This window comes from Streptomyces sp. NBC_00016, from assembly GCF_045040885.1.
GTDB classification, from domain to species: domain Bacteria; phylum Actinomycetota; class Actinomycetes; order Streptomycetales; family Streptomycetaceae; genus Streptomyces; species Streptomyces coriariae.
The window spans coordinates 7069436-7082870 of record NZ_CP108304.1; the positions used below are offsets into that span (position 1 = coordinate 7069436).

Below are 13435 nucleotides of genomic sequence, written 5' to 3' on the forward strand. Positions count from 1 at the left end.
CGGGGAACACGGGAGACCCGGGCAGGACGGGAGACTCGGGGAGCACGGGAAGCCCCGTGTACGGGGGAAATCCGGCGTACGCGGAACGGGCGGGGATCACGGGCGGCGCCGGCACCGCGGAGCGGAGCCCGGCCTGGGCCAAGGCCGCCCGCAGCCCCTGGACCGTGCTCTGCGCCGTCGCCGCGGTCGTCCTGGGCCCGGCCGCGACCACCGCCTCCGCCCTGGAGCAGGCCAACAAGGCACCGATGCACCACGCGGTGCGGGTCGATCAGACGCAGGCCTACATCCCGACGGACAGCACCCGCCGCAAGCTCGCGGTGTGACCGCCGGCGCGGGTCGCTCCTGTCACTCCTTGAAGCGCTGCCACAGCCGGGGATACCGCTCGGCCAGCGCCCCCTCGTTCTCGAAGGCGACCGGTGTCCCCTCGGGTTCGGCGGGCGCGGGCGGAATGCCCAGGTCCGGGGCGACGGTCCCGGTGAGCTGCTCGTAGGCCTCGTCGGCCGCGTAGCCGAGTTCCTCGGCGTCCCCGTCGATCTCCTCGTCGAAGTCGTCCAGCAGATCGGCGAGCGAGTCCGGGTCGCCGTGCAGGGCGCCCTCGAAGACCTCGCGGCCCTGCCCGATCAGCCAGCACCGGAAGAAGTCGAAGGCGTCGTCGCTGGCCCCGTCCAGCAGCAGCCAGGCAGCGCCCCACAGGTCCCAGCGGTAGGCGCGGTTGTAGCGGGACTCGAAGTGCCGGGCGAAGTCGAGCACGGAATCCGGATCCAGCCGGAGCAGCCGCTCCACGAGCTGGTCGGCCTGCTCCTCGGGATCGCCCTCGGCGGCCTCGCGGGAGGCGTCCACCAGCTCCCAGAACTCCGTCTCGTCCATCACGCGTCCAGCATCGTGCCTCGAAGTGCGCCACGCACCCGGAGTGCCGGGGATTCCGGCGGGATCCTCACCCTTCCCGACGCCCGTAGAGCTCGGTCAGCACCCGTAGAGCTCGGTCAGCCGTGTCGCGTCCGCGGCGAACCGCTCCCGCAGTGTGGCCGGGAAGAGCACCTCGGCCTCCGGTCCGAGCGCCGTGAGCTGCGTGTGCGCCACCTCCTCCGACTCGACCCGCAGGGTGACCGTCGCCCAGCCCGTCGCGTCCGGCTCCGGGGCACTCGCCAGCGCGTCCCGGGCGGCCACCGGATCCACGGCGTACGGCAGGTTGCGCATCCCCGTCGCGGAGAGCCGCAGGACCACCTCGGCCCGCAGGATCGACCGCGCGAACCGCTCGGCCTGCGCGCCCCAGAACTCGGGCAGATCGAAGCCCTCGTCCCTGCTGAAACGATCCTCCATGACGTCGACACCGACGAACCGGTCGATGCGATAGGTCCGGAACGGCCCCGTCCCCGGCCCCGTCCCCGCCTCCTTCGCCTCTGTCCCCGCCGCGCAGACCCGGGCGCACAGGTACCAGACCCCTGCCTTGAGCACGAGGCCGTACGGCTCCAGCTCCCGCACCACCTCGCTCTCCCCGCGCCGGTAGCGGGCACTCAGGCACCGGTCGTCCCACACCGCGTCCGCGACCGCCGGCAGCAGGGCCGGCGCCGCCGGCTCCCGGAACCAGGCAGGCGCGTCCAGATGGAACCGCTGCGCCGCCGTACGCGGGGCGTCCCGCAGGGAGGGCAGCAGAGCCGCCGACACCTTCAGCCGTGCGGCCGACGCGATGTCCTCGAGCCCCATCTCCCGCAGCGCCCCCGGCACCCCGCTCAGGAACAGCGCCTCGGCCTCGTCGCGCCCCAGCCCCGTCAGCCGCGTCCGGTAGCCCCCGACGAGCCGGTAGCCCCCCGACCGCCCGCGCTCCGCGTACACCGGCACGCCCGCCTCGGACAGCGCCTGCGCGTCGCGTGTGACGGTCCGCTCCGACACCTCCAGTTCGCGGGCCAGCTCGGACGCGGTCATGGTGGGCCGGGACTGGAGCAGGAGCACCATCTTGATGAGGCGGGCAGCGCGCATGGGGACATGATGCGGGGCGCTTCGCCGGCGGGGCGGCCCGGGTGCGGAAAATCCGGCTCGTGCCGGCGCCGGAGCGGCCGCGCCCGCCGAGCGACCCGGAAACCACGCGGCCGCCGCCGCCGTTCCACCACGGCCTGCGGCCACCGGCGTACGGTGCCCGGTGTTCCACGGCCTGCGGCCACCGGCGTGCCACGGCCTTGCAGCCACCGCCGTACCGGAGCCTGCGGCGACCCCGGTGCCGCAGCCTGCCGTCACAGCCGTCACAGCCGTCACAGCCGTCACAGCCGTCACAGCCGTCACAGCTGTCACCGCGGTGCCGCCACCGTCGTCATACGGCCCCAGGACGGTGAAGGGGGCCCGGTGGCTGATGCCGCCGGGCCCCGTTCACCGTTGAACCCGAGTGGGCCTACAGCCCGTACCGCTCGCGCGCTTCCTTCACCGCGGTCGCCTTGACCTCGCCGCGCCGGGCGAGCTGGGCCAGGGCCGCGACGACGATCGACTCGGCGTCGACGCCGAAGTGGCGGCGGGCCGCCTCACGGGTGTCGGAGATGCCGAAACCGTCCGCGCCCAGCGAGGACCAGTCCTGCTCGACCCACTGCGCGATCTGGTCCGGGACCTGGCGCATGTAGTCGGAGACCGCGAGGACCGGGCCCTCGGCGCCCTGGAGGGCCCGACGGACGTACGGCTGGCGCTCCTCGCCGCGCAGGAGGGCCGCGTCGGCCTCCAGCGCGTCGCGGCGCAGCTCGGTCCAGGAGGTCGCGGACCACACGTCGGAGGCCACACCCCACTCCTCGGCGAGCATCCGCTGCGCCTTCAGGACCCAGTGGATCGCCGTGCCGGAGCCCAGGAGCTGGATGCGCGGGGCGTTGGCCGCAGCGACCTCCACGCCCGCCGACTCCGCCGTGTTGAAGCGGTACAGACCCTTGAGGATGCCCTCTTCGACACCGGGGGCGGACGGCTTGGCCGGCTGCGGCATCGGCTCGTTGTAGACCGTCAGGTAGTAGAAGACGTTCTGGTCCTCGCCCGGGGCCGCCTCGCCGTACATCCGGCGCAGACCGTCCTTGACGATCGCCGCGATCTCGTAGGCGAACGCCGGGTCGTAGCTGAGGGCGGCCGGGTTGGTCGCGGCGATGACCGGGGAGTGGCCGTCGGCGTGCTGGAGGCCCTCGCCCGTCAGGGTCGTACGGCCGGCCGTGGCGCCGACGAGGAAGCCGCGGCCGAGCTGGTCGCCGAGCTGCCACATCTGGTCGGCCGTGCGCTGCCAGCCGAACATCGAGTAGAAGATGTAGAACGGGATCATCGCCTCACCGTGCGTGGAGTACGCGGTGGACGCGGCGATGAAGTCGGCCATCGAACCGGCCTCGGTGATCCCCTCGTTGAGGATCTGGCCGTTCTTGGCCTCCTTGTAGTACATCAGCTGGTCGCGGTCGACCGGCTCGTACGTCTGGCCCTTGGGGGAGTAGATCCCGAGCGACGGGAACAGGCTCTCCATGCCGAAGGTGCGCGCCTCGTCGGGGACGATCGGCACCCAGCGCCTACCGGTCTCCTTGTCGCGGACCAGGTCCTTGACCAGCCGGACGAAGGCCATGGTGGTGGCCACGTTCTGGGTGCCGGAGCCCTTGTCGAAGGAGGCGAACGTCTTGTCGGCGGGGGCCGGCAGCGGGGCCAGGGCGTGCGTACGGCGGGCCGGGGCCGGGCCGCCGAGGGCCGCGCGGCGCTCCTGGAGGTAGCGGACCTCGGGGGAGTCGGCGCCCGGGTGGCCGTAGGGGACCACGCCGTCGACGAACTGGCTGTCCGAGATCGGCAGCTCCAGCAGGTCGCGCATCGCCTTGAACTCGTCCACCGAGAGCTTCTTCATCTGGTGGTTGGCGTTCTTCGACGCGAAGCCCTCGCCGAGGGTGTGGCCCTTGACCGTCTGGGCCAGGATGACCGTCGGGGCGCCCTTGAACTCCACCGCCGCCTTGTAGGCCGCGAACACCTTGCGCGCCTCGTGACCACCGCGGGAGAGGTGGAAACACTCGAGGATCTTGTCGTCGCTCAGCAGCTTCGCCAGTTCGGCGAGCGCCGGGTCCTTGCCGAAGAAGTCCTCGCGGATGTAGGCGGCGCCCCGCGTCTGGTACGTCTGCACCTGGGCGTCGGGTACCTCGCGCAGCCGTCGGACGAGCGCGCCCGTGGTGTCGAGCTGGAACAGCTCGTCCCAGGCGGAGCCCCACAGCGACTTGACGACGTTCCAGCCCGCGCCGCGGAACTGGGCCTCCAGCTCCTGCACGATCTTGAAGTTCGCGCGGACCGGGCCGTCGAGGCGCTGGAGGTTGCAGTTGATGACGAAGGTCAGGTTGTCCAGACCCTCGCGGGAGGCGAGGGCGAGTGCCGCCGTCGACTCGGGCTCGTCCATCTCGCCGTCACCGAGGAACGCCCACACGTGGGACGCGGAGACGTCCTTGATGCCGCGGTTGGTGAGATAGCGGTTGAAGCGCGCCTGGTAGATGGCGGAGAGCGGGCCGAGGCCCATCGACACCGTCGGGAACTCCCACAGCCAGGGCAGGCGCCGCGGGTGCGGGTACGACGGGAGGCCGTCGCCGCCCGCCTCCTGGCGGAAGTTGTCGAGGTGCTGCTCGGTCAGCCGGCCGTCGAGGAAGGCGCGGGCGTAGATACCGGGGGAGGCGTGGCCCTGGATGTAGAGCTGGTCGCCCGAGCCGTCCGCCTCCTTGCCCTTGAAGAAGTGGTTGAAGCCGGTCTCGTAGAGCCAGGCGGCGGAGGCGAAGGTGGCGATGTGGCCGCCGACGCCGTGTTTGCTGCCCCGGGTCACCATCGCGGCCGCGTTCCAGCGGTTCCACGCGGTGATCCTGCGCTCCATCTCCTCGTCACCGGGCGCGGACGGCTCGGCGGCGGTGGGGATGGTGTTGACGTAGTCCGTCTCGAGCAGCTTGGGCAGCGCGATGCCGTTGCCCTCGGCACGCTCCAGCGTGCGGCGCATCAGGTATGCGGCACGGTGCGGCCCGGCCGCCTTGGCGACCGCGTCCAGGGAGGCCTGCCATTCGGCGGTCTCCTCCGGGTCCCGGTCGGGGAGCTGGTCGAGCGCGCTCGGCTGGATGGCCTGGGGGTCGGTCATGTCGCCGCCTTCCTCAGTCGAAGGGGGTTCCCTGTGAGGGTGTTCCTGGGGGTGCCCTTGGTCTTTGGCAGGACAGGGCGTGGGCTCCGGCGCGATGCCATGGGTGGCTTCGGCCGCGGCCCGTCGGCGACTGTAACCCCCTGATCGATGATCGATCAAAGGGTTGAAGGGCAAAACCTCTCGATTGCGAGAAAGTAGGCACGGGGTGCCTTTCGGGCAGGCACCCCGTGCCGCGTCAATTCGGGGTTTTCGCAGGTCGGAGGCCACGTATGAGCGCGTGTACGCTCCACTGAAACCGGAGCTGCCCTCTAGGCCCGGGGAGCACACCCGAGGACGTGCGCCTTCACCAGCTCGGCGATCCTCGGGTCCCGCCGCCGGAACGCCTGGACGAGCTCCTCGTGCTCCTCCGCGTACGACTGCTGAACGGTCCCCAGCCAGCGGATCGACAGCGCCGTGAACACCTCGATGCCGAGGCCCTCCCAGGTGTGCAGCAGCACCGAGTTGCCGGCCGCCCGGACCAGTTCCCGGTGGAAGCCGACCGTGTGCCGCACCTGGCCCGTGCCGTCCGCGTCGCGGTCCGCCTCGTACAGCGCGGCGACATGCGGTTCGAGGGCCGAGCAGTCCTCCGCGAGCCGCTGCGCGGCCAGCTCCGCCGCGATCGCCTCCAGGCCGGCCCGGACGGGGTAGCTCTCCTCCAGGTCCGCGGCCGTGAGGTTGCGCACCCGCACGCCCTTGTTCGGCGCGGACTCGATCAACCGCAGCGACTCCAGCTCGCGCAGCGCCTCCCGCACCGGCGTCTGGCTGACCTCAAGCTCGGTCGCGATCCTGCGCTCCACGATCCGCTCGCCTGGCTTCCAGCGCCCGCTGACGATCCCCTCCACGATGTGCTCGCGGATCTGTTCGCGCAGCGAGTGGACGACGGGCGCGGTCATGAGGGCTCCTTTGAGGAGGGGCCGCACGGGCCCCCGGGGGCGTTTGACGTTTAGACAATACGGCCGGGGGCCCGCGGAGGAGAGGCGCACGGGGGCGCTTTCAAGCAGGTGAGACGAGACTTACACGCCCATACGGGGGCTCGGCTGTAAAGACCAGTACCGGACAGGTCCCGCCGCCGGCCGGGCTCGGGGCCGTGCTCCCGGTCGTGCTCCCCGCCGTGCTCGCAGCCCTGCTCGCGCCGTCCCGGCAACCGGCAGACGGAAGCCCCCGCCCGGAGAGTTCCGGACGGGGGCACCCGCTGTCGAGCCCTGGGAGGTCAGAGGCCGAGTTCGACCTCGAACTCGCCGGCCTCCAGGATCGCCTTGACCGCGGTCAGGTAACGGGCCGCGTCGGCGCCGTCGACCAGACGGTGGTCGTAGGACAGGGTCAGGTACGTCATGTCGCGGACGCCGATGACCGTGCCCTCCTCCGTCTCGATGACGGCCGGACGCTTGACCGTGGCACCGATGCCGAGGATCGCGACCTGGTTCGGCGGCACGATGATCGTGTCGAACAGCGCGCCGCGCGAGCCGGTGTTGCTGATGGTGAAGGTCGCGCCGGACAGCTCGTCCGGGGTGATCTTGTTCGCGCGGACCTTGCCCGCCAGGTCGGCCGTGGCCTTGGCGATGCCGGCGATGTTCAGGTCGCCCGCGTGCTTGATGACCGGGGTCATCAGGCCCTTCTCGGAGTCCACCGCGATACCGATGCTCTCGGTGTCGAAGTAGGTGATCGTGCCCTCGTCCACGTTGATCCGGGCGTTGACGGCCGGGTGGGCCTTCAGCGCCTGGGCCGCCGCCTTCACGAAGAACGGCATCGGGGAGAGCTTGACGCCCTCGCGGGCCGCGAAGGAGTCCTTCGCCTGCGCGCGGAGCTTCATCAGCCGGGTGATGTCGACCTCGACGACCGAGGACAGCTGCGCCTGCTCGTGCAGCGCCTTGACCATGTTGTCGCCGATGACCTTGCGGATGCGGGGCATCTTGACGGTCTGGCCACGCAGCGGGGAGACCTCGAGCGCCGGGGTCTTCTTCGCGGCGCCCGCGGCAGGCGCGGTGGCGGCCGGAGCCGGAGCGGCGGCGGCGGCCTTCGCGGCCTCGGCGGCGGCGAGGACGTCCTGCTTGCGGATACGACCGCCGACGCCGGTGCCCTTGACGGCGGCCAGGTCGACGCCGTTCTCGGCGGCGAGCTTGCGCACCAGCGGGGTCACGTAGGCGCCGTCGTCACCCGCGGGAGCGGCGGGCGCGGGGGCGGCCGGGGCGACCGGAGCCGGAGCGACCGGCGCGGGGGCCGGGGCGGCCGGAGCCGGAGCGGCGGCGACCGGGGCGGGCGCCGGGGCGGCCGGAGCGGGCGCCGGAGCAGCCGGGGCCGGAGCCGGGGCAGCGGGCGCCGGAGCCGGGGCGGCGGGCGCAGGGGCCGGGGCGGCGGGGGCGGGGGCAGCGGCCGGAGCCGCGCCCGGGGCGCCGATGACGGCGAGCTTGGCGCCGACCTCGGCGGTCTCGTCCTCGGCCACGGTGATCTCGAGCAGCACGCCGGAGACGGGCGCCGGGATCTCGGTGTCGACCTTGTCGGTCGAGACCTCGAGCAGCGGCTCGTCCTCCGTGACCTCCTCGCCGACCTGCTTCAGCCAGCGGGTGACGGTGCCCTCGGTGACGGACTCGCCGAGCGCGGGCAGGACGACGTCCGTGCCCTCGGCGGAGCCGCCGCCGGTGGCGGCCTCGGCGGTGGGAGCGGGGGCCGGGGCCGCCTGCTCGGTGGACGGCGCGGCAGCGGCCGGCTCCGGTGCGGGCTCTGTGGCCTCAGCCACAGGCCGGGGGGCGTCAGCCGCACCGGTGCCGTCGTCGATGACGGCCAGCTCGGCGCCGACCTCGACCGTCTCGTCCTCGGCGACCTTGATGGAGGCCAGGATGCCGGCGGCGGGGGAGGGGATCTCGGTGTCGACCTTGTCGGTCGAGACCTCGAGCAGGGGCTCGTCGGCCTCGACGCGCTCACCCTCGGCCTTCAGCCAGCGGGTGACAGTGCCCTCGGTGACGCTCTCGCCGAGCGCCGGAAGGGTTACGGAAACCGCCATGGTTTCGGTTGCTCCTTACGAATTGCGGAAGTCTGTGTCGTCGCGGAGTCGCTTCTTCGACCGAGGGTCAGTCGTGCGAGTGCAGCGGCTTGCCCGCCAGGGCCAGGTGGGCCTCGCCGAGCGCCTCGTTCTGCGTCGGGTGAGCGTGGATGAGCTGCGCGACCTCGGCGGGCAGCGCCTCCCAGTTGTAGATCAGCTGTGCTTCGCCGACCTGCTCGCCCATGCGGTCGCCGACCATGTGGACGCCGACCACGGCACCGTCCTTCACCTGGACGAGCTTGATCTCGCCCGCGGTGTTGAGGATCTTGCTCTTGCCGTTGCCCGCGAGGTTGTACTTCAGAGCGACGACCTTGTCCGCGCCGTAGATCTCCTTGGCCTTGGCCTCGGTGATGCCCACGGAGGCGACCTCGGGGTGGCAGTACGTCACCCGGGGGACACCGTCGTAGTCGATCGGGACGACCTTCTGACCGGCCAGACGCTCCGCCACCAGCATGCCCTCGGCGAAACCGACGTGCGCGAGCTGGAGGGTCGGGACCAGGTCGCCGACGGCGGAGATGGTCGGGACGTTGGTGCGCATGTACTCGTCGACCAGGACGTAACCGCGGTCCGTGGCGACGCCCTGCTCCTCGTAGCCGAGACCGGCGGAGACGGGCCCGCGGCCCACCGCGACCAGCAGGACCTCGGCCTCGAACTCCTTGCCGTCGGCCAGCGTGACCTTGACGCCGTCCGCGGTGTACTCGGCCTTGGAGAAGAAGGTGCCCAGGTTGAACTTGATGCCGCGCTTGCGGAACGCGCGCTCAAGAAGCTTGGAGGAGTTCTCGTCCTCGACCGGGACGAGGTGCTTCATGCCCTCGATCACCGTCACGTCGGAGCCGAAGGACTTCCACGCCGAGGCGAACTCGACGCCGATGACGCCGCCGCCCAGGATGATGGCGGACTTCGGCACACGGTCCAGGACGAGGGCGTGGTCCGAGGAGATGATCCGGTTGCCGTCGATCTCCAGGCCCGGCAGCGACTTCGGCACGGAGCCGGTCGCGAGCAGCACGTGGCGGCCCTGGACGCGCTGTCCGCCCACGTCGACGGAGGTCGGGGAGGACAGGCGGCCCTCACCCTCGATGTACGTCACCTTGCGGGAGGCGATCAGCCCCTGAAGGCCCTTGTACAGCCCGGAGATGACACCGTCCTTGTACTTGTGGACGGCGGGGACGTCGATGCCCTCGAAGGTGGCCTTGACGCCGAACTGCTCGCTCTCGCGGGCCTGGTCGGCGATCTCGCCCGCGTGCAGCAGGGCCTTGGTGGGGATGCAACCCCGGTGCAGGCAGGTGCCGCCGACCTTGTCCTTCTCGATCAGGGCGACGTCCAGGCCCAGCTGCGCCCCGCGCAGGGCCGCGGCGTAACCGCCACTACCACCGCCGAGGATCACTAGGTCGAAAACGGTGCTGGCGTCGTTCGCCACGTCACGTCCTCCATGCATGTGCGCCGTGCGCCGGTCGTCGCTGACCGCCGGCGGCTGGTGTCCGGCCGCTCTTTCTTCGGCCCTGTGGTGGGGGCCCTGTCCTGCCGAGGCCCATCTTCGCACTTGCGGGAGGCGAACGAGACGCGGGGCCGGGGTGTGAGACACCCCACGCTCACTTGTGACATGGGGGACCGGCCCCACTCAGGGGCGCGGGGAACTGCGCGACCGGCCACATTCGGCCCGCACCCGTCACATGACGGACGGACCCGAGTGACCAGGCGCACAGTCCCCCTCTGCCGGAGGGACTAGCCGAGGTCGCCGGAGGCGGTCAGCTCGGCCAGCCGCACGAGCGTCCGCACGGCGGTCCCGGTACCACCCTTGGGCGTGTACCCGAAGGGCCCGCCCTCGTTGAACGCGGGCCCGGCGATGTCCAGGTGCGCCCAGGTGATCCCCTCGCCCACGAACTCGCGCAGGAAGAGACCGGCCACCAGCCCGCCGCCCATCCGCTCACCCATGTTGGCGATGTCCGCGACGCTGGAGTCCATGCCCTTGCGCAGGTGCTCCGGCAGCGGCATCGGCCAGGCCGGCTCACCGACCTCCTCGGCGGCCTCGTGCAGCGCGGAGCGGAAGGCGTCGTCGTTCGCCATGATCCCGAAGGTCCGGCTGCCCAGCGCCAGCATCATCGCGCCGGTCAGGGTCGCGACGTCGACGATCGCGTCCGGCTTCTCCGCGGAGGCCGCCCACAGCGCGTCCGCGAGGACCAGCCGGCCCTCGGCGTCCGTGTTGAGGACCTCGACGGTCTTGCCGCTGTACATGCGCAGCACGTCACCCGGGCGGGTGGCGGAGCCGGACGGCATGTTCTCGGCCAGCGCCAGCCACCCGGTGACGTTCACCTCGAGCCCGAGCCGCGCGGCGGCGACGACCGCGGCGAAGACCGCCGCCGCACCGCTCATGTCGCACTTCATCGTCTCGTTGTGCCCGGCCGGCTTCAGCGAGATGCCGCCCGAGTCGTAGGTGATGCCCTTGCCCACGAAGGCCAGGCTCTTCTTGGCCTTGGAGGACGTGTAGGACAGCTTCACCAGGCGCGGGGCCGAGGCCGAGCCGGAGCCGACGCCGAGGATGCCGCCGTAGCCGCCCTTGGCGAGCGCCTTCTCGTCGAGCACCTGCACCTTGATGCCGTGCTCCTTGGCCGCCGTCTGGGCGAGAGCGGCGAACGCCTCGGGGTCGAGGTCGTTCGGCGGCATGTTGATCAGGTCGCGGGCGCGGTTGAGCTCCTCGCCGACGGCGGCGGCACGCAGCAGCGCGGCCTTGTGGGCGGCGTCGCGCGGCTTCCCGCCGAGCAGGGCGGCCTCGGCGAGCGGGGCCTTGCCGTTCTTGGCCTTGGCGTCGTCGCCGTTGTGCTTGTACGCGTCGAAGGAGTACGCGCCGAGCACCACGCCCTCGCCGATCGCGCCGATGTCGGCGGCGTCGGTCACCGGCAGGGCGAAGACGGCCTTCTTGGCGCCGGTGAGGGTGCGGGCGGCCGCACCGGCCGCCTTGCGCAGCGCCTCGGGGTCGAAGCCGGCGTCCTTCTCGGGCTCCTGGCCGAGCCCCACCGCGAGCACGAGCGGTGCCTTGAAACCGGCCGGCGCGGGCAGCTTGGTCAGCTCGCCCTCGGCCCCGGAGGCACCGAGGGTTTCCAGGATGCCGGCGAGCCTGCCGTCGTAGGCCTTGTCGACGGCTTCGGCGCCTGGGGCAACGATCGGGCCTTTCGCGCCCTTGGCGACACCGATCACGATCGCGTCGGCCCGGAGGCCGGGCGCCGCGGCGGTGCTGAGAGTGAGAGCAGTCACGGTGGTGAAATCTCGCTTCCGATGTGGAGTTGCGGTGGCCGGAGTGTGTGGGTCGACCGGGCCCGACAGCCGACCCTAGATCCGGGTCGTGGGTGCGGTCGTATCCGGGGGTGTGCCTCACCGGCGCGGCGAACCGGCGTGGCGGATCCCGGAATGAGCGTACGCGTGCGTGTGCGGTCGCTCATGCACGCGTGTGTTCACCTGTCGGTGGCGTCGTAGCCACTTCTCGATCCTCGCACCCCGTGCGCCGGGCCACACCCTTCGGGTCGGGGTGGGCCGACGGCACGCGGCCGACATGGGCGATCATCGTCGGACACGTCGCCGCACATCCTGGAGCCCGCCCGGTGAGACGCCCGATCCCGCTGCTGTCCCTGCTCGCCCTGCTGCTGGCGGGCTGCGCCTCCACGCCGGACGGCGGCCGGGACGACCGGCCGGACGACGAGACGGGCGTCGGGACGGCGGACGGCAGGGTCTGGCAGCCGGCCCCCGGCATCGACTGGCAGTGGCAGTTGAGCGGCCGACTGGACACCGGCGTCGACGTGCCGGTCTACGACATCGACGGCTTCGACCACACCGCGGCCACGGTCGCCGGCCTGCACGACGACGGCCGCAAGGTCATCTGCTACCTCTCCACCGGCGCCTGGGAGGACTGGCGGCCGGACGCGGCGGATTTCCCCCGGTCCGTGATCGGCAAGGGCAACGGCTGGGAGGGCGAACGCTGGCTCGACATCCGCGCGTTGGACGTCCTGGAGCCCCTCATGGCGGCCCGTCTCGACATGTGCCGCGAGAAGGGCTTCGACGCGGTCGAGCCGGACAACATGGACGGCTACAAGAACACCACGGGCTTCCCGGTCGAGGCCGCCGACCAGCTCCGCTACAACCGCCTCATCGCCGAACTCGCCCACGACCGGGGCATGTCGGTCGGACTGAAGAACGACCTCGACCAGATCCCCGAACTCGTCGACGACTTCGACTTCGCGGTCAACGAACAGTGCGCCCAGTACGACGAGTGCGCGGACCTGACCCCCTTCATCGAGGCGGGCAAGGCCGTCTTCCACGTCGAGTACGAACTCCCCACGAGCGAGTTCTGCGCCGACTCCCGTCGGCTGCGCCTGAGTTCGCTGCTGAAGAAGTACGAGCTGGGGGTGTGGCGGGAAGCCTGTTAGCCGTTCAACGGCCCAGGCAGAACACCACGAGGGCGGTGGTCGCCGCCGTCTCCGCCAGACCGCCGAAGACGTCCCCGGTGACCCCTCCGAAGCGCCGCGTGCAGTGCCGCAGCAGCAGTTCGGCGACGGCGAGGGCGGCGAGGACCGCGAGCGCCGGCCGGACGGCGTCGTACGGCTCGAACAGGGCGCCCGGCTCGACGTGCCCGATCAGGACGACCACGCCGCCCTCGTACGGTCCGCACCACGCCCCTACTGCCGCCGCCGCCAGCGTCACGGCGACCACGGTGAGCACCGCACCCCGCACCGGGACCACTCCGGCGACCGCCGCCCCCAGCCCTTCCGGCCGCGCGGCCGGCACCCCGGCGCGTGCCGCCAGGGTCAGCGCGAGCCGCGCGGTGGCCGCCGAGACGACGGCGGCCACCGCGCCCAGCGCCCACGAGGTGTCGTATAGCTGCGTCAGCGCGGCCACCTGGGCGAGCAGCACGAGGACGAGCGTCAGCACGCCGAACGGGCCGATGTCGGACTGCTTCATGATCCGCAGCGCGTCCTCGGCGGGCCTGCCGCTGCCGAGTCCGTCCGCGGTGTCGGCCAGCCCGTCCAGGTGCAGACCGCGGGTGAGGACGGCGGGCACGGCGGCCGAGGCGACGGCGGCGAGCAGCGGGCTCGCGCCCAGGTACAGCAGCAGCAGGCCGAGCCCGGCCGCGCAGCCGCCGACGACCAGCCCGACCACGGGAGCGCTCAGCATGCCCCCGCGCGCGGCCTCCCGGTCCCAGCGGGTCACCCTGACCGGGAGCGCGGTGAGGGTGCCGAAGGCGAAGCGGAGGCCGTCGAGGGGCGAGGTGGTGGACACGGCGG

General features: G+C 72.1%; 10 protein-coding genes. 2 read left to right on the plus strand and 8 right to left on the minus strand.

All coding sequences use genetic code 11. The annotated features are described in order from the left end of the window. Nucleotides 1-95: 95 nt before the first annotated feature. On the plus strand, nucleotides 96-323 hold the full coding sequence (locus OG933_RS31175; protein WP_362528191.1) for a hypothetical protein: 228 nt from the start codon (nucleotides 96-98) through the stop codon (nucleotides 321-323). Nucleotides 324-345: 22 nt separating this feature from the next. Here OG933_RS31175 and OG933_RS31180 read toward each other — a convergent pair whose 3' ends face one another. The 7 genes from OG933_RS31180 to OG933_RS31210 form a co-directional block, all read right to left on the minus strand. Continuing rightward, on the minus strand, nucleotides 346-867 hold the full coding sequence (locus OG933_RS31180; protein WP_020126698.1) for a DUF4240 domain-containing protein: 522 nt from the start codon (nucleotides 865-867) through the stop codon (nucleotides 346-348). Nucleotides 868-963: 96 nt separating this feature from the next. Beyond that, nucleotides 964-1977 (minus strand): helix-turn-helix transcriptional regulator, encoded by a 1014-nt coding sequence (locus tag OG933_RS31185; protein ID WP_405630117.1) that lies wholly within the window; start codon nucleotides 1975-1977, stop codon nucleotides 964-966. A 406-nt stretch (nucleotides 1978-2383) separates the two neighbouring features. After that, nucleotides 2384-5089 (minus strand): pyruvate dehydrogenase (acetyl-transferring), homodimeric type, encoded by a 2706-nt coding sequence (gene aceE, locus OG933_RS31190; RefSeq protein ID WP_405630120.1) that lies wholly within the window; start codon nucleotides 5087-5089, stop codon nucleotides 2384-2386. Nucleotides 5090-5397: 308 nt separating this feature from the next. Next, the gene (locus OG933_RS31195; protein ID WP_020130030.1) at nucleotides 5398-6021 is read right to left on the minus strand and encodes a GntR family transcriptional regulator; all 624 of its coding nucleotides are present in this window, start codon (nucleotides 6019-6021) and stop codon (nucleotides 5398-5400) included. A 317-nt stretch (nucleotides 6022-6338) separates the two neighbouring features. Next, the gene (gene sucB, locus OG933_RS31200; RefSeq protein WP_405630122.1) at nucleotides 6339-8126 is read right to left on the minus strand and encodes a 2-oxoglutarate dehydrogenase, E2 component, dihydrolipoamide succinyltransferase; all 1788 of its coding nucleotides are present in this window, start codon (nucleotides 8124-8126) and stop codon (nucleotides 6339-6341) included. A 67-nt stretch (nucleotides 8127-8193) separates the two neighbouring features. After that, complete coding sequence (lpdA, locus tag OG933_RS31205; protein ID WP_405630124.1) at nucleotides 8194-9582, minus strand: dihydrolipoyl dehydrogenase; 1389 nt, start codon at nucleotides 9580-9582, stop codon at nucleotides 8194-8196. A gap of 305 nt (nucleotides 9583-9887) precedes the next feature. After that, on the minus strand, nucleotides 9888-11414 hold the full coding sequence (locus tag OG933_RS31210; protein WP_362528089.1) for a leucyl aminopeptidase: 1527 nt from the start codon (nucleotides 11412-11414) through the stop codon (nucleotides 9888-9890). Nucleotides 11415-11758: 344 nt separating this feature from the next. Between OG933_RS31210 and OG933_RS31215 the strand changes: the two genes are divergently transcribed. After that, nucleotides 11759-12580: an endo alpha-1,4 polygalactosaminidase gene (locus tag OG933_RS31215; RefSeq protein WP_405630126.1), complete on the plus strand. Its 822-nt coding sequence runs from the start codon at nucleotides 11759-11761 to the stop codon at nucleotides 12578-12580. A gap of 4 nt (nucleotides 12581-12584) precedes the next feature. On the opposite strand, the gene OG933_RS31220 is transcribed toward OG933_RS31215, so the two are convergent. Continuing rightward, on the minus strand, nucleotides 12585-13430 hold the full coding sequence (locus OG933_RS31220) for an adenosylcobinamide-GDP ribazoletransferase (RefSeq protein ID WP_362528084.1): 846 nt from the start codon (nucleotides 13428-13430) through the stop codon (nucleotides 12585-12587). Between the last annotated feature and the right edge of the window lie 5 nt (nucleotides 13431-13435).